This window comes from Micromonospora sp. CPCC 206061 (assembly GCF_036906915.1).
Classification (GTDB): Bacteria; Actinomycetota; Actinomycetes; order Mycobacteriales; family Micromonosporaceae; genus Phytohabitans.
In genome coordinates this window covers 1-23,644 of the sequence record NZ_JBAKHX010000102.1, presented here as the reverse complement: position 1 = coordinate 23,644, position 23,644 = coordinate 1, and the positions used below count along the sequence as shown (strand labels likewise).

Annotated in this window: 25 protein-coding genes and 2 tRNA genes; 23 read left to right on the top strand and 4 right to left on the bottom strand. The window is 67.3% G+C overall.

Annotation, left to right across the window (positions count from 1 at the left end):
- Positions 1 to 295 precede the first annotated feature (295 nt).
- Complete coding sequence (locus V6V89_RS37030; RefSeq protein WP_334624321.1) at positions 296 to 1,600, top strand: hypothetical protein; 1,305 nt, start codon at positions 296 to 298, stop codon at positions 1,598 to 1,600.
- Between the two features lie 514 nt (positions 1,601 to 2,114).
- On the opposite strand, the gene V6V89_RS37025 is transcribed toward V6V89_RS37030, so the two are convergent.
- Positions 2,115 to 2,711 carry an NUDIX hydrolase gene (locus tag V6V89_RS37025; protein ID WP_334624320.1) on the bottom strand — a complete coding sequence of 199 codons (597 nt, stop codon included), beginning with the start codon at positions 2,709 to 2,711 and terminating at the stop codon, positions 2,115 to 2,117.
- A gap of 173 nt (positions 2,712 to 2,884) precedes the next feature.
- Between V6V89_RS37025 and V6V89_RS37020 the strand changes: the two genes are divergently transcribed.
- The 15 genes from V6V89_RS37020 (at position 2,885) to V6V89_RS36950 (ending at position 15,039) form a co-directional block, all read left to right on the top strand.
- Positions 2,885 to 4,351 carry a helix-turn-helix domain-containing protein gene (locus tag V6V89_RS37020; protein WP_334624319.1) on the top strand — a complete coding sequence of 489 codons (1,467 nt, stop codon included), beginning with the start codon at positions 2,885 to 2,887 and terminating at the stop codon, positions 4,349 to 4,351.
- Between the two features lie 2 nt (positions 4,352 to 4,353).
- Positions 4,354 to 5,223: a bifunctional diaminohydroxyphosphoribosylaminopyrimidine deaminase/5-amino-6-(5-phosphoribosylamino)uracil reductase RibD gene (gene ribD / locus V6V89_RS37015; RefSeq protein WP_334624318.1), complete on the top strand. Its 870-nt coding sequence runs from the start codon at positions 4,354 to 4,356 to the stop codon at positions 5,221 to 5,223.
- A 21-nt stretch (positions 5,224 to 5,244) separates the two neighbouring features.
- Complete coding sequence (locus V6V89_RS37010) at positions 5,245 to 5,805, top strand: flavoprotein (protein WP_334624316.1); 561 nt, start codon at positions 5,245 to 5,247, stop codon at positions 5,803 to 5,805.
- 352 nt (positions 5,806 to 6,157) lie between these two features.
- Complete coding sequence (locus V6V89_RS37005) at positions 6,158 to 7,075, top strand: helix-turn-helix domain-containing protein (RefSeq protein WP_334624315.1); 918 nt, start codon at positions 6,158 to 6,160, stop codon at positions 7,073 to 7,075.
- The gene (locus V6V89_RS37000; RefSeq protein WP_334624314.1) at positions 7,072 to 7,275 is read left to right on the top strand and encodes a hypothetical protein; all 204 of its coding nucleotides are present in this window, start codon (positions 7,072 to 7,074) and stop codon (positions 7,273 to 7,275) included. Before V6V89_RS37005 ends, V6V89_RS37000 begins: the two co-directional genes overlap by 4 nt.
- Before the next feature lie 172 nt (positions 7,276 to 7,447).
- Positions 7,448 to 8,176: a GntR family transcriptional regulator gene (locus V6V89_RS36995; protein ID WP_334624313.1), complete on the top strand. Its 729-nt coding sequence runs from the start codon at positions 7,448 to 7,450 to the stop codon at positions 8,174 to 8,176.
- A 123-nt stretch (positions 8,177 to 8,299) separates the two neighbouring features.
- A complete protein-coding gene (locus V6V89_RS36990) occupies positions 8,300 to 8,728 on the top strand; it encodes a hypothetical protein (RefSeq protein ID WP_334624312.1) in 429 nt (142 codons plus the stop codon).
- 94 nt (positions 8,729 to 8,822) lie between these two features.
- On the top strand, positions 8,823 to 9,005 hold the full coding sequence (locus V6V89_RS36985; protein WP_334624311.1) for a hypothetical protein: 183 nt from the start codon (positions 8,823 to 8,825) through the stop codon (positions 9,003 to 9,005).
- A complete protein-coding gene (locus V6V89_RS36980; protein WP_334624310.1) occupies positions 9,005 to 9,220 on the top strand; it encodes a hypothetical protein in 216 nt (71 codons plus the stop codon). Before V6V89_RS36985 ends, V6V89_RS36980 begins: the two co-directional genes overlap by 1 nt.
- A gap of 271 nt (positions 9,221 to 9,491) precedes the next feature.
- Positions 9,492 to 9,767, top strand: a complete 276-nt coding sequence (locus V6V89_RS36975) for a hypothetical protein (protein WP_334624309.1) — start codon at positions 9,492 to 9,494, stop codon at positions 9,765 to 9,767.
- Between the two features lie 8 nt (positions 9,768 to 9,775).
- The gene (locus tag V6V89_RS36970; protein WP_334624308.1) at positions 9,776 to 11,185 is read left to right on the top strand and encodes an FtsK/SpoIIIE domain-containing protein; all 1,410 of its coding nucleotides are present in this window, start codon (positions 9,776 to 9,778) and stop codon (positions 11,183 to 11,185) included.
- The gene (locus V6V89_RS36965; protein ID WP_334624307.1) at positions 11,182 to 11,931 is read left to right on the top strand and encodes a DUF2637 domain-containing protein; all 750 of its coding nucleotides are present in this window, start codon (positions 11,182 to 11,184) and stop codon (positions 11,929 to 11,931) included. The genes V6V89_RS36970 and V6V89_RS36965 overlap by 4 nt, the downstream gene beginning before the upstream one ends.
- Before the next feature lie 47 nt (positions 11,932 to 11,978).
- The gene (locus V6V89_RS36960) at positions 11,979 to 13,676 is read left to right on the top strand and encodes a replication initiator (RefSeq protein ID WP_334624322.1); all 1,698 of its coding nucleotides are present in this window, start codon (positions 11,979 to 11,981) and stop codon (positions 13,674 to 13,676) included.
- Positions 13,673 to 13,894 (top strand): helix-turn-helix domain-containing protein, encoded by a 222-nt coding sequence (locus V6V89_RS36955; protein ID WP_334624306.1) that lies wholly within the window; start codon positions 13,673 to 13,675, stop codon positions 13,892 to 13,894. Before V6V89_RS36960 ends, V6V89_RS36955 begins: the two co-directional genes overlap by 4 nt.
- Positions 13,894 to 15,039 (top strand): tyrosine-type recombinase/integrase, encoded by a 1,146-nt coding sequence (locus V6V89_RS36950; protein ID WP_334624305.1) that lies wholly within the window; start codon positions 13,894 to 13,896, stop codon positions 15,037 to 15,039. The genes V6V89_RS36955 and V6V89_RS36950 overlap by 1 nt, the downstream gene beginning before the upstream one ends.
- Before the next feature lie 93 nt (positions 15,040 to 15,132).
- Here V6V89_RS36950 and V6V89_RS36945 read toward each other — a convergent pair.
- A tRNA-Gly gene (locus V6V89_RS36945) sits at positions 15,133 to 15,203 on the bottom strand.
- 129 nt (positions 15,204 to 15,332) lie between these two features.
- Between V6V89_RS36945 and V6V89_RS36940 the strand changes: the two genes are divergently transcribed.
- From V6V89_RS36940 to clpX, 5 genes are all read left to right on the top strand, one after another.
- Positions 15,333 to 15,406: transfer RNA gene (locus V6V89_RS36940), tRNA-Pro, on the top strand.
- 499 nt (positions 15,407 to 15,905) lie between these two features.
- A complete protein-coding gene (tig, locus tag V6V89_RS36935; protein WP_334624304.1) occupies positions 15,906 to 17,264 on the top strand; it encodes a trigger factor in 1,359 nt (452 codons plus the stop codon).
- Positions 17,265 to 17,365: 101 nt separating this feature from the next.
- The gene (locus V6V89_RS36930) at positions 17,366 to 18,010 is read left to right on the top strand and encodes a ClpP family protease (RefSeq protein ID WP_265254411.1); all 645 of its coding nucleotides are present in this window, start codon (positions 17,366 to 17,368) and stop codon (positions 18,008 to 18,010) included.
- Positions 18,011 to 18,020: 10 nt separating this feature from the next.
- Complete coding sequence (locus V6V89_RS36925; RefSeq protein WP_334624303.1) at positions 18,021 to 18,680, top strand: ATP-dependent Clp protease proteolytic subunit; 660 nt, start codon at positions 18,021 to 18,023, stop codon at positions 18,678 to 18,680.
- Positions 18,681 to 18,891: 211 nt separating this feature from the next.
- Positions 18,892 to 20,187 carry an ATP-dependent Clp protease ATP-binding subunit ClpX gene (gene clpX / locus V6V89_RS36920; protein WP_334624302.1) on the top strand — a complete coding sequence of 432 codons (1,296 nt, stop codon included), beginning with the start codon at positions 18,892 to 18,894 and terminating at the stop codon, positions 20,185 to 20,187.
- Positions 20,188 to 20,382: 195 nt separating this feature from the next.
- Here clpX and V6V89_RS36915 read toward each other — a convergent pair whose 3' ends face one another.
- The gene (locus V6V89_RS36915) at positions 20,383 to 20,976 is read right to left on the bottom strand and encodes a helix-turn-helix domain-containing protein (protein WP_334624300.1); all 594 of its coding nucleotides are present in this window, start codon (positions 20,974 to 20,976) and stop codon (positions 20,383 to 20,385) included.
- 41 nt (positions 20,977 to 21,017) lie between these two features.
- Between V6V89_RS36915 and V6V89_RS36910 the strand changes: the two genes are divergently transcribed.
- Together V6V89_RS36910 and V6V89_RS36905 are read left to right on the top strand one after the other, a co-directional pair.
- Complete coding sequence (locus tag V6V89_RS36910) at positions 21,018 to 21,851, top strand: EamA family transporter (protein ID WP_334624299.1); 834 nt, start codon at positions 21,018 to 21,020, stop codon at positions 21,849 to 21,851.
- 17 nt (positions 21,852 to 21,868) lie between these two features.
- Positions 21,869 to 22,666: a carbon-nitrogen hydrolase family protein gene (locus tag V6V89_RS36905; RefSeq protein ID WP_334624298.1), complete on the top strand. Its 798-nt coding sequence runs from the start codon at positions 21,869 to 21,871 to the stop codon at positions 22,664 to 22,666.
- Between the two features lie 335 nt (positions 22,667 to 23,001).
- Here the strand turns inward: V6V89_RS36905 and V6V89_RS36900 are convergent, their stop codons facing one another.
- Complete coding sequence (locus tag V6V89_RS36900; protein ID WP_334624323.1) at positions 23,002 to 23,208, bottom strand: hypothetical protein; 207 nt, start codon at positions 23,206 to 23,208, stop codon at positions 23,002 to 23,004.
- Between the last annotated feature and the right edge of the window lie 436 nt (positions 23,209 to 23,644).

Sequence of the window (23,644 nt, the reverse complement as noted above, 5' to 3'; positions counted from 1 at the left end):
ACCGGGTGGGGAATTACGTGAGCGTCAGACCGCTACAGCTGGGGAATTACGTGAGCGCCGACACGGCGCCTTGATCCAGAAGAGATCAATTCGGCAGAGGCGTCAGGGTCGGCCGTGACGGTTTGTCTTGCTGTCGACCGCTGCTGACCGCCGGATCGGGCACGCAGCGGCACGGCGTCTGATTGTCCTTGTCCCGCATGGTCACTTTGTGTCAGAACGACGACCTACAGTCTGTGCGGAAGTGGCTGCTGTTGCTTTAGACTTTGTCGGTCGTACTAGACATAAGGGTGATCTTGTGGCAACTCTGACTATTTGGGAAAAAGTCGATGCAAGCGTCTTGGATCGACTACCTAGCCGGTCCAGTGGTGAGGAAGCAGGTCAACCCCGACGCAAGATTAACTGGAAGCGGCGGTTTCGGATCGCAAATGGGACCGCGATCGTCCTTTGGTCTTTGGCGATTACGAAGCTGGCCCTCTTCGACATCGATCGTTTCCTTCTGAATAGGCTGGCTCCATCGTGGAGCTTCGTTGCAGACTATCGGTTCTTCGTGATCCTTGCAGCCTTGGCCCTCTTTCTTGCGATAGCTCAAAAGAATATACTGTGGTTGGTCTATTTCGCAGTTTTTCCGCTAGTCGTGTTGTTTTGGTACTTCCCTCGGTTTCTATATCGCTGTAAGAGCTGGACGTTGGTGCTTGTGGTAGCCAACCTTGGCTTTTCGTTCTTCCATCGATTTAGGCGAAACTTCCTTATACGCACCGTCGAGATTGTCGTTGTGTTGGCGATTATTCTCTCGACCAACTCCCTTATCTTTGTTATTGCGGCTGCTCTGCTATTCGTGGCGCTACTGTTCCACTATGTGCGCGGGGTCAAATCGGCCATAGCTCCGTCGAAGTTTCTGAAGAGCCAAAAGGAGTTTATCGCCAAGAAATTCCAGACCCCGGGGCTCCTCTCGACTGTAGGCATCAAGCCTGAGCTTCGCAGCAATGCGATTACAAAGTTCGATAAGGCCCAACTCGAGCAGTTTATTCAGTCGGTATCCGCAGGGCTAATGACCGTCAAGATTGCGGACTTTTACGTATTTCTTCTGGATAGGTATCGTCGAACGAGCGCTAGCATTCTTATCGCGCTCGCATCCTTTGTCTGGTTATTCATGCAATCCGTGATTGGGCTGACTCTGATTAACTACGCGATATGGAAGGCGGATAATTTTCAGTTTAGCTATGAGGGCAAGCCAAGCCTATTGCATTTCATATATGCCTCACTGTTGTCCCTCTATGGCAATGAAGCTTCGGTCGTGGCGCCATCGGGTGAGTGGGCCGTTGCCGTAAGTGCATTTGCTAGCTTTTATGGACCATTGTTGCTGATTGCGCTGGGAGCACACCTCTGGTTCGGCTTCAAGCAGTCCAGAGATGAAACCGCATTTAAGGAAACCGTTAAGGAAATTCGCGTCCGGAGAAAAGAGCTGCAGGAACACCTTGAGAGCGAGTACGAAGTTCCGCTTGACGAGGTGGTGGAACGACTCGCGAGCGCTGGGTTAAGTGCTGGCGGTGTCTTCGTCTACCTCGCGACACATTTCCCAGAACCTCCCGATGAAGAATGAGGGATTCGATCGTACAAATTGGTATGAGGCGCCATCCGTCTGCCGTCGACCCGCACCGTAGTGGAGCGGGCCGCCGCCCGGGGTGCCATGTCAAGCGGACGTTGACAGTCGGACGGCGGCTGGCGCCCAGGGCAGGGTCTGCTCGGCTTGCCCGGGTCGATGGCAGACGGGATGGCTAAGCGACCACCCACGGACCGCGACCCGCCGACGATCTTCCGGAGCGCCCCCGCCGGAGGCGCAGTAAGCCCAACCACCACGGTACGCCACCTCGCCGACGACGCCCGCGCGGCGACCACGCCCGCGTACAGCTCGCCGGCCGGCTGCTGGCCTAGCACCCATCACGAAACCCTCGGCCCTGTCGATCTTCGGCGGTCCCGAGGGTCTTTGCTCTTCGCGCCAGTCGACGGGCGTTAGGCGTGGCAGTGGCGACCGGCCGAGGGAGCCGGCGGGCGCGCGCCCAGGCCGCGGCGCGAGCGGCCCGTTTCGGGCCGCCTTGAAGACGTACAGAAGGTTCTCACGATGCTGCCCGCCGATCGTCGGCATTCGTCGTCGGGGACTGCCGGTCGTCCGGTCGTTCCGAGCGACGCTGGTGAATGCCGATGTAGTACGAGAGTCCCGTGAGTGAAGGCCCGTCTGTGATTTGGCTGGACGTAGCGAGATTGGAGATATCCGCCAGCGGTACCCACTCGATTCGGGTCGCCTCCGCTGTGTCCGTTGGTTCGCCGTCGTGGGTCGTGTCGGTGCAGAGGAAGATATTGAACTGTTGGTCGCTGATGCCGGTCATGGCGTGGTAGGTGGTCAGCGGCTCGACCTTGCGCAGCATGTAGCCGGTCTCCTCGCGTACCTCGCGGACGGCAGTGGCAGCAAGGTCTTCACCGGGCTCGGCCCAACCGGCGGGAATCTCCCATCCCCAGGTGTTCGTGATGTACCGGTGGCGCCAGAGCAGGAGTGTATGGTCCTGGTCAACGACCACTACGGCGACCGACGGCCGAGGAAACTTGATGTTGTGGTGCTCGATCCGCTTTCCGTCCGGAAGTTCCACGTCGTCGAGCCATACTTCGACCCATGGGCTCTGATAAACGGAGCGAGTGCTGTGCACAGTCCAGCGCATGTCTCTTCGCCTTCGGTGATCGCGTTTCGCCGTAGCTTGGCTCAGGCTCTCATGGGTGAACGCCGAACGGTCCACCCCAACGGAAGATCGGTTTGGCCTTCGGGCATCGGCCGGTACGCTGACTGTTGGCAACGCCGGTCCAACGGCGTGTAGTCGATGACCTGGGGTGATCGATGGGCGGACGGGCTCCACAACCGTTGCGGCTAGCGGCCGGCTTCTGGGAGCGCCACGATGTCCGCCTTGCGCTCCGGGATCGAGACTTCGGCTCCCTGTTCCGTCTCGTGGCCAAGTACGGCGGCGCGAGTCAGACGCAGATCGCGATCGCGGTCGGGATGACGCAGGGCCAAGTCAGCACGATCATTTCCGGCTCCCGCCAGGTGACCGCGATTGACGTCGCCGAGCGCGTCCTAGACGGCCTTCAAACGCCAGACGATGCTCGCATGGCCTTCGGCCTCGCGCCGCGCCTGGCGGCTGCGCGCGAGAACCTGCCTACCGTGGTTGTCGACACCACCGATGTGATTGACGGGCGACGCCAGCTCGTCGAGTCGGCCGAGCTACAGCTCCGGCTTCGCGTTGACGGGCGGGAGTTGGTGGTGCCGCTTAACCGTCGGGCCTTCATCCATGGCGGGGTGGCGGCTTTGGCGGAGGCGTTCGCGCTGGACGGTCTTGCTGACACGCTCGTTGACGTCGCGACTCATCCGAGCCTGGCCGGCCGCGTCACGTTCACGTCTGCGGCTCACCTGGACGAGATTCTGATTCACCTCGGTAGGCAGTGGCACGAGTTGGTCAAGACGCACAACCTGTTGGGTCCGCGGTTCGCGTTGGCAGGTGTGCGCAACCAGATCTCGGTCTTGCAGTCGCTGCTTCCCAGCGTCGGTGAGAGTGAGGAGCAGCGGGGCCGGGTGATTCGCCTCGGTGCCCAGTACGCCGAGTCTGCCGCGTGGCTGTACGAGGACTCCGGGGACATGAAGCGGGCGCGTCGGTGGACGCTCCAGGCGTTGGAGTGGGCCTACGAGGCTGACGATCACAAGATGCTGGCCTGGACGGGCTACCGGCGTTCCCAGCAGTCCGCGGCGGTCGGTGCTGCGAATGCCGCCGAGGTGATCGGCCTGGCGCGGGCGGCGCGGCGGGGTGAGGATCGGCTCGGCGCTCCGATGCGGGCGGCTCTTCGGGTACAGGAGGCGTGCGGCCGGGCCTTGCAGGGCGACGAGCGAGGCTCGCAGACGCTTCTCGATGAGGCGCATGAGTGGGCGGCCAATGACACGGTCGGCGATGCGCGCGGCGGGCACGGTTCGTTCTGCACAGCGAGCTACATCGAGGTCCACCGCGCCGGATGTTGGCTGACGCTCGGCCAGCCTCGTACGGCTCTGGAGATCTTCGAGCGGGCGATTCCGGCGTTGCCGGCGGTCTACCAGCGTGATCGTGCGGCGGCGTTGGGTCGGATGGCGATGGCGTACGTCAAGGATGAGCAGCCGGAGGCTGCGGCGCGTACCGCGCATGCTGCGGTTCCCATGGCCAGGGATGCCGGCTCGCGGCGCATCCTGGACGAGATCCAACAGGTGGGCGCGGAGCTGGTGCCGCACCGAGAGTTGGCGTCGGTAGGCGCGTTGTTGGCTGACTTGGAAGGGGAGGCCGCGTAGCGGTGGCGAGCCAGAAAGAGATCCAGGCCATGCGCCTTGCGATCGCGCTATCCGCTCGGGGTCTTGGTACGACTAGCCCTAACCCTCCGGTCGGCTGCGTGATCCTCGACGCGGCCGGCGCGATCGTCGGCACCGGATACCACGAGCGTAAGGGCGAATCGCACGCTGAGGTGCACGCCTTGGCGGCGGCCGGCGAGCGGGCGCGTGGCGGCACTGCCGTGGTGACGCTGGAGCCCTGTAACCACGTTGGGCGTACGCCGGCCTGCCGGCAGGCGCTCCTCCACGCTGGTGTCGCCCGTGTGGTCATCGCGCTGATTGATCCGACATCGCGCGGTGAGGGTGGTGCTGCGGTTCTGCGGGCCGCTGGCGTTGACGTGGAAGTCGGTGTTCTGGCCCAGGAGGCATGGCTCGTCCTCGGGGACTCGCTGACGACGCTGTCGACGGGCCGTCCGGTTGTGACGCTCGTTCGGCGACTCGACGGCTCGTCGGTCTCGGAGGCAGACGTTCGTAAGCTGCGGCTCGGCTTCGATGCGGTCCTGTACCCGGATGGCCAGGTGGAGGAGGCGGCAGCCGACAGTCACGGGCGCGACATCCTCCACTTACCTGCTGAGCCGCTGCTCGGCGATCCCACCGACGCGCTGAAGGCGCTCTACGCGGGCGGTGTTCGCTTCGTGCTCCTTGTTGGAGGGTCGGCGTTGGCGGATAGGTGCCTCGCCGGGGAGTTGGTCGATCGCGTTGTCGCGTTCGGCGCCGATGACGATCAGGGTCCACGTTGGTTCGACGCTTTCGGCCTGGCCGGGTTCGACATCACCCGGATAGCCAGAGAAGGCGGCGGCCTGCGTGTGGAGTGGCGGCGAGCCACGGAAGGCTAGCCGATACGGCACAGTGGAGCGGTGACCGAACAGCAGCCTCGTCAGTTCCTGACAGTCGTCGTGTGCGCCGCCGGCCCGGCCGGCGAGGCTTACCGGATCGTCGAGCTGGCTCAGGAGCGTGGCTGGGCGGTTGATGTGGTCGCGACACCGGATGCGGTGCCGTTTCTCGACGTGCCCAAGCTGGAAGCCATGACCGGCCGCACGGTGCGCAGCGAGCATCGAAAGCCGACGCAGGATCGGGGCCGTTCGCCGTCGGACGCTGACGCGTTCGTGGTCGCGCCGACGACGTTCAACACGGTCTGCAAGCTCGCACTGGGCATCGGCGACACCTACGCGCTGAGCATCCTCGGCGAGGCGATCGGACGCGGCGTGCCCGTTGCTGTGTTGCCGTTCGTCAATTCGGCCTTGGCGGGCCGGAAGCCGTTCGTGGAAGCGGTGGAGTCGTTGCGGGCGGAGGGCGTCCGGGTTCTGTTTGGACCGGGCGAGTGGGTGCCGCATCGGCCTGCCACCGGCGGCGGGCGGGTCACGTCCTTCCCGTGGGGTACTGCGCTCGATGCGGCTGGTGTCCGCGCGCCTAGCTGATCAAGAGTCTCGCTGGGCGGCGGTATCCACTGCATGTATCAGTCGCTGTAATGGTTTGGCGGCTGCCTGCACGCGATGGTCGTTGGCATGACCGAGCCGAGCGTGACGAGCGTTTGCCGTTCTTGTGAGGGCCGTGGCTGGCGGTTGTCCAGTGCTCGTGGTGTGGTGCGGGCTGGTGAGGCGCCGGTGTTGTTGCGGCGTCGGCCGTGCCCGGACTGCGCTGGCGTTCCCGTGTCGGCTGGGTCGTGAGCTGGCACTGGGGCGGGTCCCGGCGTCGAGCCTCCCTTTCTGTTTCGACAATGCCCGCCTGCCCCGGTGCCTTCCAAAATCCCCTGTCGAGTGAGGTGGCGTGATGCCCACGAAGAGAGAGAAGTTCGATCAGAGTCTGCGCGCGCGGTGGTTGGGCGAGCGGATGCGTGAGCTGCGCGACGAGCGCGGTCTGACCTTGAAGTACGTCGCCGCGTACATCGGCGTCGAGTTCTCCACATTGGCCAGGTATGAGCGGGCGGAGTGGCCATTTAGGCACGATCACGTGGTCGCGCTGCTGGACGCGTACGGCGTGCACCTTGAGGCCGAACGTGAGCGGTTGATCCAGTTGGCGCGGGACGCATGGCGAGTGAACCGGTGGGAGCCGGACTTCCAGTCGGCGATCGAGGACCCGGACTTCGTGGACTGTCTGTGGTTGGAGGAGCGGGCGGAGCGGATCTGTTCGTACGCGACGATGGCGGTTCCGCCGTTGCTGTGTACGCCGGCGTATGCCAAGGCGCTGTTTCACGCCGAGCACGGCTATGACGGGCCGGCGTTCAAGGTGGAGAAGTGGTTGGCGCTGCTGGCCGAGCGGCAGAAGGTGATCCGTAAGCGTGATCCGATGACGCGGATCGACGTGCTGATCGAGGAGCAGATCCTGCACCGTCCGGTCGGTGGGGTCACGGTGCTGCGGGAGCAGTTGGAGCATCTGGTCCGGTTCTGCGGTCGTGAGGATCTGCCGGTGCAGGTGCGGGTGGTGCCGGCCCACGCGGCCGGGCATCCGGGCTACCTGGGTGGGTTCACGTTGTTCCGGATGCCGACCCCGTACCCGCCGGTGGCGTATGTGGAGCATCTGGGCGGCCGGCTGTACATCGAGTCGAAGGGGGCCGAACTGTACGGCAAGACCTTCGACGCGCTCGCGGGTCTGGCGCTGCCGGTGACCGAGTCGGTGCAGGTGATCGACCGGATCGCCGGCCAGTTCGCCGCCGAGGATCAGCGGTTGAAGATGGGGGTGGCGGCATGACCGGCACGATCAACGCGGATGCCCACGGTGCTGCGGTCGCGGCGGCGGCGCAGCGGATCGCGGCGGTCGCTGATCAGGACAACATCCCCATAAGTCCGGAGCAGTGCGAGCGGTTGGCGGAGGCGGTGGTCCGGTTCATGGAGGGTTTCTGGGCCGGCGTGCGCCACGCGACTGAGCACCCGCCGAGCGACAGCCTGTAGATCTTCGACGCGCTGCCGTCGTCTGCCCCGGACACCATCGGGGCGGGCGGCGGCAGTCGCGTTTACCTGCCCGTTCTCGGCGTGTCGCTCGGGTGGGGGTCTTCCGGGAGCGGTGACGGAGCGCTAGTGTCTCGACAAGACGAGTTGTCGATCTGATGAGGGGTGGTGCGCGATGCCGATGGAGGTTGCGCCGCCGAAGTACGTGATGGTGGTCAACGCGATCCAGCAGCGGATCGAGGACGGCACCTACCCTCCCGGCACGGCGATCCCGAGCGAGGCGCAGCTCACGGCCGAGTTCGACGCGTCCCGGCCGGTGGTGGTGCGGGCGCTGGGCATCCTTCAGCAGGATGGCTGGATCGAGTCGCGGCAGGGCAAGGGCCGTTTTGTCCGCCCGCGTGCGGCGGCGGGCTCCAGGCGCGTGCCTGAACATGTGGCGGGTCTGCTCGATCAGACCGCGGCCGGTTCGGTGACGGTGCTCCGGGTCGGCCCGGTGATGGCGCCACCTCGGGCCGCCGCTGCCCTGGACTTGGACCCGGAGACGCCGGTCATCGCGCGCCGCCGCCTGGTCGCCTCCGAGGTCGGCCCGGTGGAGCTGGCGACCGCGTACATACCGGTCGAGCTGGCGGCCGGTACCGATGTCGGCAAGCCGGAGGCTCTCACGACCGGGCTGTTGCGCCATATCGGCGCTGCCAAGGGTGTCCAGTTCGACCACGCGACCGAACGGATCTCCGCCCGCCTGCCCACGGCGGAGGAGGCGGAGCTGCTGAAGATCGGCCGTAAGGACGCGGTGATCACGGTGCTGATGACCGTGTTCGACATGGCCGGCAAGCCGCAACTCGCGGTCGACGCTGTGCTGCCGGCGAACCGTCACGAGCTTGAGGATTCGTTCCCGTTGCGGTGATCGCAAACTTGTAGAGATTCATCGCGGCGACTCTGTTGACGCTCAGCCTCTCCTCGCTACACTTGTTGACAACTCGACAAGTCAAGTGACCGTCTAGGCGGTCTGTGGGGAGGGCAAGTTTTCATGGTTCCTTTGTCGCTACGGGTGCCGGTCCCGTTCGAGTACGTTTTCCCGCACGGCGCGCTCGCCTTGGGTGTGGACACGCAGGTCGACTTCGACCGCCGGGGTGAGGGCGATGATCAGGCGCGGGATAAGGACTCGGGGGAGCGGATCTGGGTGGTGCGGGTGATGGACCTGGACCCCGAGGCGGGCCGGTTCGGCCGGTCCACTGAGGTCAAGGTGAAGGTGATCGCCCCGCATCGTCCGGTGCTGCCGACCTCGATGGTGCCGGGGTATCCGCCGTCGGTGGAGTTCGACGGGCTGACGTTGACGCCCTATGTGGATTCGCAGCGGTGCAAGCCGGCCGGTGACTGCAAGGCCCGCATGGCCTATTCGCTGCGAGCGACCGCGATCCGCCCGGCTGCGGCTGGTGTCGTGCCGGCCGCTGCCTGATCTCTGGAAAGTCTGCGGGGCGGGCCGATTTCCCCGCCAAGAGACCCCGGTCCACCCCGCACCTCCAACCCAAACCCGTGAAGGGAGGGCCGTTGTGCCCACCGTAGTTCATCTCGTCCGCGTCACGACCCGGCGCGGCGAGGTCTGGCGACACTGCGAGATCTGCGACGACCTCGCCGCGATGCCGCCACACGTGACCATCTGCGACGCCTGCACACCGGTCGTCACGCCCGCGTACGGGCTGCGCCTGGTCGACGCTGATCGGGGGTGGTCCTGATGACCTCGTCCTTCGGCGCTGAGCTGTCCGCGCTGCTGCGCACGATGCCGGGCCTGTCGGCAACCGCTGCGGAGCGCGCGGACTGGTACGACCGCAAGGCCGCCCTGTTGGCACGCGTCGCGGCCGAGGACACCACCTCCAGCAACGGTCCTGAGGCGGCTGAGCTGGCTCGTGTCGCGCGCCGTCGGGCGGTTGAGTTGCGGGAGGGCCGGTGACCACGATGCCGCTTCTGCCTCGGCTCGGTCGGCCGTGTCTGGTGGATGAGATCCGTTGCCCGCACTGCGGCGTCTGGGTCAAGCCGCGCAAGTTCGACCTACAGCACATGGCGTGCAAGCGCTGCCGTCGCACCCTGGCGAGGCCGCGGTGGTCGCGGCTGGGGTGGTGGCTGCTGTGACCGTGCGCCGTACCGTCGTCCGTCGCCTTGCCGCTCCTAGTATCGCTGCTGTTCGGACTGTCTACATCGGATGTCCGGTCGATGTGTTGCGGGTGGCGGCGTTGGTGGAGATCTCCGCCCCTGCTGCGAACCTGGCGCGCACCGTGGTCCGGATGGGTCACCTCGATCCGGCGAGCATCGCCGTCTACGTTGCTGACCCGACCGACGCGCGGGCGGTGCTGGGTGGGGGCCGGTGGCTGCCGTCCATGACCGCCCACGTGCCCGCTCCCGCTGCCGGCACGCCGCGCGTGGCTCGTCGCCGTAAGCCGCGTCCCGGTTCGTCGGCCCAGCTTCCGCTACCGCTGCCCACCACGCCCGAGGGGAGGTGACGACTGTCGTGCCGTTGATCAATGTGATCCCTGGGGACAAGATCCCGACCGCGCCGTTGAACGTGCGGCTGCCGATGTGGCGCGTCCCTTGGTGGCTGCTCGTCCCGTACTGGACGATGCGTGGCCTGTTCCGCCTCGCCGTGTTCCTCATCGGCTACTGGTGGGCCACCGGCCCGGCTGGACTCTTGTTGTGGGTGTGGGGCCGCTACGGCTGGCCAACCCTGGTCGTCGCCGTGACGGCGTTCGCTGTCGTGTGCGGGAGCTGGTGGCGGCTGCACCCGACGAGCTGGCTGCGGTTCGGCTGGTACCCGACGGTCGCCCGGCTGCGGCGGGTGTGGGTCTACCAACGACGCTGGGCCTCGGCGATGGCTACCTGCGGGCTGGCGATCGCGTTCGATGGCGACCGCTACGTGCCTCGGGTCCAGCAGGTGCGCTGCGATCGGTGGGGTGACGAGGTCACCGTCCGACTCCTGCCCGGTCAGATCCCGGACGACTGGGCCGCCGCCGCACACCGCCTCGCCTACACCTTCCGGGTCCGGGACGGTCGTGCCCGATCGACGGATCAGCCGGATCGAGTGGTGCTGCGGTTCCTCCGCAAGGACCCGCTCGCCTCAGTTGTCGGGCCGTTGCCGGTGCCGGCCGCCCCGGACTTCACCGCCCTACCCCTGGGCGTGCGTGAAGACGGCGAAATCTACCGGCTGCGGCTGGCCGGCTCCCATCTGCTGATCGCGGGTGCGACCGGCTCGGGCAAGGGCTCGGTGATCTGGGCGCTGATCTCCTCCCTCGCATCTGGCATCCGCTCGGGGTTGGTGGAGCTGTGGGTGTTCGACCCCAAGGGCGGCATGGAACTCGCCGCCGGACGCCCCCTGTTTGCCCGGTTCGCCTACGACGACCCGGACTCCATGGCCGGCGTCCTGGAAGAGGCCGTCAAGCGCATGAAGGAACGCGCGGCGCGGCTGCGCGGGGTTTCCCGTCAGCACACACCGACGGCAGGTGATCCGGCGATCGTGGTCCTGGTCGACGAGCTGGCCGCGCTGACCGCCTACATCTCCGACCGGAAGGTGAAGGAACGCATCCGGGAGTCTCTCGGCCTGCTGCTGTCGCAAGGTCGTGCGGTGGGCGTGTATGTGGTGGCGGCGTTGCAGGACCCACGCAAGGACGTGCTGCCGTTCCGGGACCTGTTCCCGACACGGATCGGGCTGCGGCTCACGGAGGACGAGCAGGTCGACATGGTCCTTGGCGATGGTGCCCGCGACCGCGGTGCCCTCTGCGACCAGATCCCGGAGACAGCGCCGGGCGTCGCGTACGTGGCGGTGGACGGGGTGCGCGAGCCGGTCCGGGTGCGGTTGTCCTACCTGACCGACGACGACATCGCCGACCTGGCGGCCGGCTACGCCCTGGCCGGAGGTGCCGCATGAACGCACAGCGTGTCGAGAGCGTGGTCCTGGTCCTCATCCTCCTCACCGTCGGCGGCCTCGCGGGTGCGGCGTCGTTCACCCACGTACACGACTGGACCATGCACAACTCCCCGGCCGGGACCGGGGACTGGTTCGGCTGGGCGAATGCCGCGATCTCCGAACTCATCCCACTCGCCGCGCTGCTCACTATTCGGCGTCGTCGGCGTGCTGGCGGTCCGGTCGGGTATCCGCTGTTCCTGCTCGTTGCCGCCGTGGCGCTGTCCCTGGCGGCGCAGTTGGCGGTGGCGAAGCCTGGCTTGTCCGGCTGGCTGCTGTCCTCGGTGCCGGCGCTGGCGTTCCTCGGCCTGTCAAAGCTCGTCCTGACCGTCCCGGCGCCGTCATCCGCCCAGGACGACTACAGGACGGCCCAGGACGAAGATCGTCCCCACGCCGTACCCGCGCAGGTCACAGCCCAGGACAAGCAGGACGACCGTCACGAGCAGAGCGCGGACCCGGCCGGCGTGACCGTCGACCTGATCCAAACGGCGCGGAGGCTCGCCGCCGAACACCGCACGGCGACCGGCCGGCCGATCAGCCGGGACGAGCTGCGCGCGGCGATGCGGGTCGCCAACGGAACCGCCTCGGAACTGCTGCGCCTGATCCGCGAGACCGAAACCACACCTACGGCTGCCCGGTCGGCGCTGGTGCCGGTTATCGGACTGCCCACCCGCAACGGCGCCACGCTGAGCAAGGAGGCGGGCCAGTGACCGAACTCCACCCCGTAGACCCCCGGCCCGGCTCCCGCGCGGCGAGGATGCGCCAACCCCTAGCCAAGGACGCCCTGCGACTGCTCGCGGAGCAGTACGGCGTGTGCGTCCGCCCGCTCGCCCTGCGGCGCACCGACACCACCACCGGCCTGACAGAGGTGGTCGAGGTGCCGTGCGGTGCCCGGCTGGCCGCGAAGTGCAAGCCGTGCGCCGAACGCAACCGGCGGCTACGCATCCAACAGATCCGTGAAGGCTGGCACCTCGCAGACGAGCCGGCGATCCGCCCGGACCGGCCGGCCGATGAGCTGCTGGACCTGGTCCGGTCGCGGGCGCACCTGGAGTTCGAGCGCGAACAGCTCATGTTCCAGCCCATGACCCCGGACGAGCGGGCCGCCCGGCTGGCCGACATCGACGCGCAGATCATCGAGCTGGACCAGGTCCTCGAAGAGTCCGACCTACGCGGCCACCTCACACCCCGCGACCGCGACGACCACCAACCACGCCGCACCCGCTCCACCAAACGGCGGCAGGACACCCCGGACCTGCCACGCCTACCGGTCGACAAGCGCACCGTTGGACGCACCTACGCCGGCAAGACCGGTCGCACCCACCGGCCGTCCATGCTCATCACGCTCACCCTCGACTCGCACGGTGCGGTGCACCAGCACATCCGACGCGGCCCGTACGTGCTGCCCTGCGAGTGCGGCACCCGGCACGGCCAACGCGATGACGTGCTAGGCACGCCGATCGACCCGGACGCCTACGACTACCGGCGGGCCGCCCTGGACGCGATCCACTTCGCCCGGGTCCTGGACCGGTGGTGGCAGAACCTGCGCCGCGCGGCCGGCTGGAACGTCCAATACGCCGGCGCCGTCGAGCTCCAACGCCGCCTCGCGCCACACGCACACTTCGCCATCCGCGGCACCCTCCCACGCCGGCTGCTCAAGCAGGTCGCCGCCGCGACCTATCACCAGGTCTGGTGGCCAGCATTCGACCGACTGGTCTACACAGTGGACCGTCCCCCGGTCTGGGACGCCGACCGGGGCGCGTACGTCGACCCCAAGACGCGCCAGCCGCTGCAAACCTGGGCGGAGGCTCTCGACGCCCTGGAGGACGACGACGCAGTGCCGGCCTACGTGGCGAAGCTCGGACGGATCGACGCGCGGGGGATCGAGCAGGGCACCAAGGACGCGGAACGGGCGATCCGGTACGTGACCAAGTACGTCACCAAGGACATCACCGACCACGCCTCGCCGCACTCGGACGCGCAGCGGGCGCACTTCGACCGCCTCCACGCCGAACTGTCCACCCTGCCGTGCTCGCCGACGTGCGCGAACTGGCTGCTCTACGGCATCCAACCCGACGGAGCAAAGCCCGGCCTCGTCCCCGGCCGCTGTTCCGGCAAAGTGCACCAACGGGCAACCCTCGGCTTCACCGGCCGCCGCGTCCTGGTCTCTCGGCAATGGTCCGGCAAGACCCTCGCCGACCACCGCGCCGACAACAGGGCCTGGATCAGGGCCGTCCTCGCGGAGCAGACCGGCGAGGAAGAGGCGAATCAACCAGACCGGTACCGGTTCGAGCTGGCACGCCCCGACGACCCCGACATCCCACCCCTGGAACACCGCCTCCTACGCGCCATCTCCACCCGCATCCGATGGCGCGAAGACCTACGCCAAGCCCAACACGGCTTTCGGCAACGGGTCACGAACTCAAGCAAGCCGCCTAACCAGAGGAGAACCGTATGACCGATGACGAGCTGCTGACCGCCGATGAGGTTGCCGCTCGACTGAAAGCAACACCCCGATTCGTGCGCCGCCTCGTCGCGGAACGGCGCATCGAGTACGTCAAGGTCGGCCGCCTGGTGCGCTTCGAGCCTTCCGCCGTCGCCGACTACATCGACCAAAACCGCGTCGTACCCATCTCTCGCGCGCAGCTGCGCCGCTACCTGAGGGAGTCAGCCTGATGGCCAACATGAAGGGCCGCCGCCGTTTCGGCAACGTCCGCAAGCGTGCCTCCGGCCGGTTCCAAGCCCGCTACATCGGGCCGGACGGGATCGAGCGGACCGCGCCGCACACTTTCGAGACCGAGAAGCAGGCCGAGAAGTGGCTAACCATCATCGAGTCGGAAATCATCAAGGGCGACTGGACCGCTCCGGAGGCCGGCGAGGTGCAGCTCGATGAGTACGGCCGGAAGTGGATAGCCGAGCGGAAGCTCCAGCCGCGCACCCGCGAGAACTACGAGGACTTGTTCCGGCTCCGCATCCGCCCGCATCTCGGCAAGCTCGCCCTGGGCGCCATCAAGCCCCAGACCATCCGGAGCTGGCGTAAGACCCTCCTGGACGGCGGCACACCGGAGCCGCAAGCCGTGAAGGCGTACTCGTTGCTGCGCGCGATCCTGAACACGGCGGTGAAGGAAGACGAGATCATTCGGCAGAACCCATGCCGCATCAAGGGCTTTGACCGGTACCACACACCAGAGCGATCGGTCGCCACCGTGGCCCAGGTCTACAAGCTCGCGGAGGCGATGCCGCCGCGCTTTTCCGCGCTGGTCCTGGTGGCCGCGTTCTCCGGCCTTCGCTGGGGGGAGCTGGCCGCGCTCCGGCGCTGCGATGTCGACTTGGACGCGGCCGTCGTCCGCGTGCCGCGCAAGCTCGCCGCGCTCCGCGACCGCATGGAATTCGGGCCGCCCAAGTCCGAGGCCGGCAACCGGTCGGTCACCTTGCCAGCGGCGGCGCTCGTCGCGCTTCGTCCGCATCTAAAGGAGCATGTCGGCGACGAGCCCCAAGCGCTCGTGTTCACGGGGGAGAAGGGCGCACTCCTGCGCGGCGGCAACTTCGGTCGGGCGGTGAAGTGGACGGAGACAGTCAAGGCGGTCGGTCTCCCCGATGGCTTCCACTTCCATGACCTACGGCACACGGGCAACAACCTCGCCGCGTCGACCGGAGCCAGCACCCGCGATCTGATGCACCGCATGGGCCACGCCTCGATGCGAGCCGCGCTCATCTACCAGCACGCCAACAGCGAGCGGGACCGCGAGATCGCGGCCGGTATGGACAAGCGGATCGCGCGGGAGCGGCCGAAGGCTCGGAAGAGGAAGAAGGCCGGCTAATGGCCCGGTAATGGCCCGCAAGATCCCGAACGGCTGAGAAGACGAGAGCCCAGGTCGGACAGAAAGGCCGCTGACCTGGGCCGGAGCGAGAAGAGCGGGCGACGGGAATCGAACCCGCACCGTCAGTTTGGAAGACTGAAGCTCTGCCATTGAGCTACGCCCGCATGCACCCCGGCATCCCGGAGTGCGGCCCCTAGCGTACTGGGTCGCCGGTCATCTCCGCGCCCGGCATGCCGCCACACGTGGACCGGGCAACGAGCGGTGGGAGGGACGGCATACACTTCTCACGGCTACGGGGTGTGGCGCAGCTTGGTAGCGCACTCGCTTTGGGAGCGAGGGGCCGTGGGTTCAAATCCCGCCACCCCGACATGAGTTAGGCGCCCTTCACGTCGTGAGGGGCGCCTAATCGTTGGCTCAGCTGTCACCCCGGGTCGGCGAGCTTCGGCCTGCCGCGCCGGCGCAGGGCGGAGATCACATTTTCGGGCCCCACCGGCGTCCAGCGGGTCTTGCGGCGGACGCCGGTCGACCGCGCTGGCGGAATGTAGCTCGCCCAGCGCGTGGGCGACCCGATGCCGGCCCAGGCCGCGCTCCAACTGCCCGGCTGTCCGAGACCCGAACATCAGCATGCGGCGATACATGGGACGCGCAGCGAACCATGAAGCGGGCCGGCCCCCGACACGGCTACCCTTCCGTGCTCTGTGGTCGCAATCGCGCAAACCGCGTACCGTGGGCCTGCGCCGCCGCCGGCGCGTTTGCGCAGGTCGCGGCGTTCCCGTGACCGGGTGTGAGCGTGGTCGGCCGGCTATGGTTGACTCCCAATGGCCCCGTGCGTTCAAAAGCCATGTGATCCATCGAGGAGTACGCCTGTGAAGAGCACCGTCGAGACCTTGAGCCCGACCCGGGTGCGGCTCGCCATCGAGGTGCCGTTCGTCGAGCTTGAGCCGAGCGTCAAGAAGGCGTACCGGGAGATCGCCGCCCAGGTTCAGGTGCCGGGCTTCCGTAAGGGCAAGGTGCCGGCCGCCGTCATCGACGCGCGGGTCGGCCGCGCCGCCGTGCTGAACGAGGCGGCCCAGGAAGCCATCCCGGCGCAGATCCTCGCCGCGGTCCGCGAGCACGACGTAAAGATGCTCGGACGGCCGGAGCTGGAGACGTTCCCCGAGCTCAAAGACGGTGAGCCGCTGGTGTTCACCGCTGAGATCGACGTACGGCCGGAGATCACGCTGCCCGACCTGTCGGCGATCGAGATCACGGTCGACGAGCTGCAGATCGGTGACAGCGAGGTCGACGAGCAGATCAGTGGCCTGCGGGAGCGTTTCGCCACCCTGAAGACCGCCGAGCGGGCCGCCCAGGTCGGCGACTACGTCCAGATCGACCTGGCCGCCACGGTCGACGGCGAAGAGGTGCCGGGTGGCTCGGCCACCAACATCTCGCACGAGGTGGGCAGCAAGCAGCTTCTGCCGGGCCTCGACGACGTGCTCGTGGGCATGTCGGCCAGCGAGTCCGCGAGCTTCGTCACGCAGCTGGTGGGCGGCGACTACGCGGGGCGCGACGCCGACGTGTCGGTGACCGTCCGCACGGTCAAGGAGAAGCAGCTCCCCGACCTCAACGACGAGTTCGCCCAGATGGCGAGCGAGTTCGACACGCTCGACGAGCTGCGCGACGACCTGCTGGCCCGGATCACCCGGGTGAAGAAGGTCGAGCAGCTCTACGCGGCTCGCGACAAGGCGCTCGCCGAGCTGGTCAAGGCCGCCGACGTGCCGGCGCCGCAGGGTGTCGTCAAGGAGGAGGTCGAGCACCGCAAGCAGGCGATGGTCGACCAGCTCGAGCGGATCGGCGCCTCCCTGGAGGAGTACCTGGCCGCCGAGGAGAAGACCGAGGAGCAGGTCGACGAGGAGCTGGCCGAGGCCGCCACCGAGGGTGTCCGGATCCAGCTGCTGCTCGACTCGCTGGCCGAGGCCGAAGAGGTACAGGTCAGCGACGACGAGTTCGGCCACGAGATCGTCCACCGGGCCCAGCGGGCCGGCATTCAGCCGCAGCAGTACTACGACCAGCTGGTCCGCTCCGGCACCGCGGGTGCCGTCTTCGGCGACGTCCGCCGGGGCAAGGCGCTCGCCGTGGTCATGGAGCGCGTAAAGATCCGCGACGCGGCCGGCAATGAGCTGAGCCTCGACGAGCTCCGGGGCGACGGCGCCGAGGGCGCCGGCGAGCACGACCACGACCACTGATCGGGTACGCCGTGCGCGTGCGCTGACAGCGAACGCGGAAGCCGAGCCTGCCACCAGTGGTTAAGGTCGGTCGTACGGAGACATATTGCGAAGGGCTTGCCATGACCGATCTGCACATCCCAGCGACGTCGATCCGGGCCGTTGACGCCCGGGGCGGCGACGCGCTCAGTGGCAACCTCGACGACACGGTCTACAACCGGTTGCTCAAGGAGCGCATCATCTTCCTGGGCAGCGAGGTCACCGACCAGGTCGCCAACCGCATCTGCGCGCAGCTGCTGCTGCTCGCGGCGGAAGACCCCGAGCGTGACATCAACCTCTACATCAACTCGCCGGGTGGCTCGGTGTACTCGGGCATGGCGATCTACGACACGATGCAGTACGTCACCAACGACGTGGCGACGATCGCGATGGGCATGGCGGCCTCAATGGGCCAGCTCCTGCTCTGCGCCGGCACCCGCGGCAAGCGGTATGCCCTGCCGCACGCGCGGATCATGATGCACCAGCCGTCCGGTGGCATGGGCGGCACGGCCTCCGACATCGCCATCCAGGCCGAGCAGATGCTGTACACCAAGCGGATGTTCCAGGAGCGGGTGGCGCACCACACCGGGCAGTCGCAGCCGCAGATCGAGGCCGACTCCGACCGCGACCGTTGGTTCACGGCGCAGGAGGCCAAGGACTATGGCTTCATCGACCACGTGATCACCGGGGCGGCCCAGGTTCCAACCGGCGCCGGCACTTTGAGCTGAGGAAGGCACGATGACTGAGCTACAGGTTCCGGCAGGCCTGTCGGTCTACAACCGGTACATCATCCCGTCGTTCGTCGAGCGCACGTCGTACGGGGTCAAGGAGTCCAACCCGTACAACAAGATGTTCGAGGACCGGATCATCTTCCTCGGCGTGCAGATCGACGACGCGTCCGCCAACGACGTGATGGCGCAGCTGCTGACGCTCGAGGGCACCGACCCCGACCGCGACATCACCATGTACATCAACTCGCCCGGCGGCTCCTTCACGGCCATGACGGCGATCTACGACACCATGCAGTACGTCCGGCCGGACATCGTCACCGTGTGTCTGGGGCAGGCCGCCAGCGCCGCCTCGGTGCTGCTCGCTGCCGGCACGCCCGGCAAGCGGATGGCCCTGCCGCACTCCCGCGTGATCATGCACCAGCCGGCCACCGAGGGCGGCTACGGCCAGGGCTCGGACATCGAGATCCAGGCTCGCGAGATCATGCGGATGCGCAACCAGCTCGAGGAGCTGTACGCGCGCCACACCGGCCAGCCGGTCGAGAAGGTCCGCAAGGACATCGACCGTGACAAGATCCTTACGGCCGCTGAGGCCAAGGACTACGGCGTGGTGGACACGGTCCTGGCCAGCCGAAAGAAGGGCCTCGTCGGCGCTGGCGCCGGCAGCTGATTGCTTGGGGATCAGGGGCCAGTACGAGGGAAGTACACTGGCTGGCTCCTGACACACCCATTTTGGGGGTCGGAGAAACCTCCGGCACCGGGTAACGTCGAGGTGCACAGATCGTCCGGCGACCTCGCCGGTGGCACTACCAAGATCAATGGCATGACCGTCCTCAGGCCAGGGGCCGGCTCACCGGCTGATGAGCGCTAGGAGAACGTAGGTGGCACGGATCGGTGACGGTGGCGACCTACTCAAGTGCTCCTTCTGCGGTAAATCGCAGAAGCAGGTAAAGAAGCTCATCGCGGGTCCAGGTGTCTACATCTGCGACGAGTGCATCGATCTCTGCAACGAGATCATCGAAGAGGAGCTGGCTGAGTCCGGCGAGGTGAAGTGGGAAGAGCTTCCCAAGCCGATGGAGATCTGCCAGTTCCTCGACCAGTACGTGGTGGGTCAGGACCAGGCCAAGAAGGCGCTCGCCGTGGCGGTCTACAACCACTACAAGCGCATCCAGGCCGAGTCGGCAGGCGCGCCGGGCAACGGCGGCGAGGCTGTCGAGCTGGCAAAGTCCAACATCCTGCTGATCGGCCCCACGGGCTGCGGCAAGACGCACCTGGCCCAGACGCTCGCCCGCATGCTCAACGTGCCGTTCGCGATCGCCGACGCCACGGCGCTCACCGAGGCGGGCTACGTCGGTGAGGATGTCGAAAACATCCTCCTCAAGCTGATCCAGGCCGCTGACTACGACATCAAGCGGGCCGAGACGGGCATCATCTACATCGACGAGGTCGACAAGATCGCCCGCAAGTCCGAAAACCCCTCGATCACCCGTGACGTCTCCGGCGAGGGCGTGCAGCAGGCCCTACTCAAGATCCTTGAGGGCACGGTGGCCAACGTGCCACCCCAGGGCGGGCGTAAGCACCCCCACCAGGAGTTCATCCAGATCGACACCACCAACGTGCTGTTCATCTGCGGTGGCGCGTTCGCGGGGCTCGACCAGATCATCGAGTCCCGGGTCGGGCGGGGTGGCCTCGGTTTCGGCGCCCACCTGCGCGCGGTGTCCGAGCGGTCGACCGACGACATCTTCAGCCAGGTCATGCCCGAAGACATGCTCAAGTTCGGGCTGATCCCTGAGTTCATCGGCCGCCTGCCGGTGATCACCACGGTGCGCAACCTCGACCGTGAGGCGCTCATCAAGATCCTCACCGAGCCGCGCAACGCGTACGTGAAGCAGTACCAGCGGCTGTTCGAGCTCGACGGCGTCGAGCTCGAGTTCGACATCTCCTCGCTGGAGGCGATCGCCGATCAGGCGATGTTGCGCGGCACCGGCGCGCGCGGCCTGCGAGCCATCATGGAAGAGGTCCTGCTCTCCGTGATGTACGAGGTGCCGAGCAACCCCGACGCCGCCCGAGTGCTGATCACGCGCGAGGTCGTTCTCGAAAACGTCTACCCGACGATCGTGCCGCGCGAGTTCACCGGCCGCCGCCGCCGCGAACACCGCGAGGAAAAGACCGCCTAGCCCGCCCTGGTGCGCGGCGGCCGCCGCGCACCGGCGTTCCCGCCTCTTTCCCATCGATCAAGGGCAAACGCACGTGCTTGGATCTCCGATCCACGTGCATTCTTCCTTGATCGACGCGACTGCCCTTGATCGGCACGACCCGCGCCTGACGCCGCGCTGTCCCTGAGCCTGCCGGATCATCAGTGGCTGAGGCGGCTAGCCCTGCCGGCGGTCCCATTCGCCGGGTGGCATCACGACGACCATGACGATCCGTGCCGGGTGGGTGCCGTCGTTGCGGTAGCCGTGCGGCCGGTCGGCGAGCAGGTCGATCGTTTCGCCGGTGCGCACCACGTGATCGACGCCGTCCACGGTCGTGGTCAGTTCGCCCTCCAACACGTGCAGCATCTCCCGCGTACCGGGGGCGTGCTCGGCAGAGGCGTGCCGGTCACCGGGTACGAAGATCCACTCCCACAGCTCGGTGAAGCTCGGGGAGTTGAGCCCGCGCAGCAGCCGCCCGAACCCGCCGGCGTCGCCCCGCCACAGTCGCGGCGCGTCGTCGGCAGACGAGATGTGCACGGTGCGGTCCTCGGCCGGTTCGAGCAGGCGCGCCACCGTCACACCGAACGCGTCCGCGATCCGGACCAGCGTGCCGACACTTGGGTTGGTGCGGGCCCCCTCGATCTGCACCACCATGCCCTTGCTCACGCCTGAACGCCCGGCCAGCTCGTCGAGCGACCAGCCTCGGGAGGTGCGCAGCGCGCGTACGTGCCCGGCCACGGCCGCGGTGAGTGCGGCCACATTGTTGGTCAACACAGTGTCCTTCGCGGTCAACATTGTGATACGACTGCACGGTGCTGCCCATTGTCCTCGCTGCCGTCTCCGCCCTCGTCTGGGGCACCGCCGACTTCTCCGGCGGTAAGGCGTCGCAGCGCGCCGAGCCGCTGGCGGTGACGGTCGCGTCGCAGATCTTCTGCCTGCCGGCGCTCGCCGTGTGCCTGCTGGCCGTGCCCGGCACCCCCGGGCTCGCCGACATCGCGTGGGGCGTCGGCGCCGGCGTCGCCGGCTTCGGCGGGATCGTCCTGCTCTACCGGGCGCTCGCAAGCGGCGCCATGGCCGTGGTCGCTCCGGTCACGGCGGTCACCGCAGCCGTGGTACCAATCGTCGCCGGGCTGCTCACCGACCGTACCCCTGGCGCCCTTGCCCTGGGCGGAGCTGGACTGGCGGTCCTGGCCATCGCGCTCGTCAGCCTCGGCCCGGGTGGTGACCGCCGCGCGGTGACCTCCCGGCTGATCGGAATCTCCCTGCTCGCCGGCCTGCTCTTCGGGCTCTTCTTCTCGCTGCTCGGCCAGTCGACGGAGGAAGCGGGCATGTGGCCGCTCGCGGCCGGCCGGGTCAGCTCGATCATCGTCGGGCTGCTCCTGCTCGCCCGCACGCGAACGTCACTGCGACTGCCCCGCGCGGTGGTGCCGTGGGCCATCGTTGCCGGCACCCTGGACATCGTCGCGAACGCGCTCTATCTGGCGGCCGCCGTGCGTGGCCACCTCAGCATCGTCGCCGCGATCGCCGCCCTCTACCCGGCCAGCACGGTGCTGCTCGCGCTCGCCATAGACCGGGAGCGGTTGCGCCTGCTGCAAATCATGGGGCTCGGGCTGGCGGCGACAGCACTCGTCCTCACCACGACGTAGCCCGTAATCTGGGCGGCATGCGCGTAGCTGTGTGCCAGCTCAACACCCGCGACAATCGCGCGACCAATCTGGTGACGGCCGGTGAGCTGCTCAAGAAGGCGGCCGCCGCGGGCGCCGACCTGGCGGTGTTGCCGGAGTACGTCGACTATCTCGGGCCGGCGGCCGGCGTGCCGAAGCCGGAGCCCGTCGACGGGGAATTCGCGGCGTACTTCGCGACCGCGGCGCGCACGCTGGGGATGTGGGTCCTGGCCGGCTCGTTCCACGAAGCCGGCCCGGACGCCGAGCGCACCTACAACACGTCGCTGGTCTTCGACCGTGACGGCGAGCTCGCCGCTACCTATCGGAAGATCCATTTGTACGACGTGGAGATCCCCGGACGGGTCTCGTACCAGGAGTCGAAGACCGTCGCACCCGGCACCGAGGCGGTCGTGGTCGAGATCGACGGGGTACGGGTGGGTCTGTCGATCTGTTACGACCTGCGCTTTCCGGAGCTGTACCGGCGGCTGGCGGTCGCCGGGCGCGCCCTGGTCCTGGTCGTGCCGGCCGCGTTCATGATGCACACCGGTCGCGACCACTGGGAGGTGCTGCTGCGGGCGCGGGCGATCGAAAACCAGTGCTACGTAGTAGCCGCCGGCCAGATCGGCGACCACGACCCGGGGCGCACCTGCTTCGGCCGCAGCATGGTGATCGACCCGTGGGGCACGGTGCTCGCCCAGGCTCCCGACACGACGGGGGTAGTGGTGGCCGACCTCGACCTCGACCGCCTGGCAGCGATCCGCCAAGAACTCCCCAGCCTGGCCAACCGCCGCCTCTAGCCGGGCCACACCACCGGCCACGCCCGTCGCCCGTCCGCCGGCCGCGCCCGCCGCGCGTGGGAGCCGCGCTCGGGCGCGCGGCCCGCTCTCTACGTCGATCAAGGGCAAATGCACGTGGATGGATCTCTTTTCCACGTGCGTTTGCCCTTGATCCATGCGATCTTCCTTGATCGGCGCGTGGGCCGCAGAGCACTGACGGCGTGGAGCCGCCGGCCCCGGTGATCGTGAGCGCCAGGACCTGCCGCCTCCCCGTCGCGCCTCGCCGGCGAGGGTTCGCAAGACATTGGGCAAGCCGCAGGCTCGATCCAGACCCCGCGGGCGCGAGTTCGCCGGATCTAGCTAAGCAGGACGCCGATCACGGTGAAGCCAATCACGACACCGCCGCTGATCAGCATCGCGGTCATCATCCGCGACCGGCCGCGCTGGGCCAGCCGCCGCACCGACAGCACGAGGGTCACCACGACGAGGACGGCGATGACGAGCTGCCAGAACGGGAAGAGCATGCCCAGCAGCACGTCTTCGGCGCGATACCCGGAGTCCACGCTTGCACCCTACGACGGCGACAAGCCATCGACATACGCTGATTTGCGTTCGGGGCGGAGGCCGCGTAACTTTCTCTCTGCGCACGGGGTACGGACACTTCGCCCAACAAGGGCAGAGCGGCCGGAACCAAGCGCAAACGGGCGGTGCGGAAGCCGATTTGGCAAAGCGAAGCCGACCGGGTAAAGTAGACAAGCCGGCAGAGATCCGGGCGAGCGTGCAGCGAGAGCTGCGGCGGCCGGTCTGCAGGTTCCCCCTTCGAGGCGCTGATCGAGATGATCGGTCTGTGCGTGCGCGAAGGAACGTTCGGACGAAGCAAAGTTGGGCCGGAGATCCGGCTTGACAGAACGAGTCCGGCAGGTAAGATAGAGCAGTTGCCCCAAGGGCGGGCCTCCTGGTTTGGGGGGTCGGTGGTTTGGTGTGTGTTTGTTCTTTGAG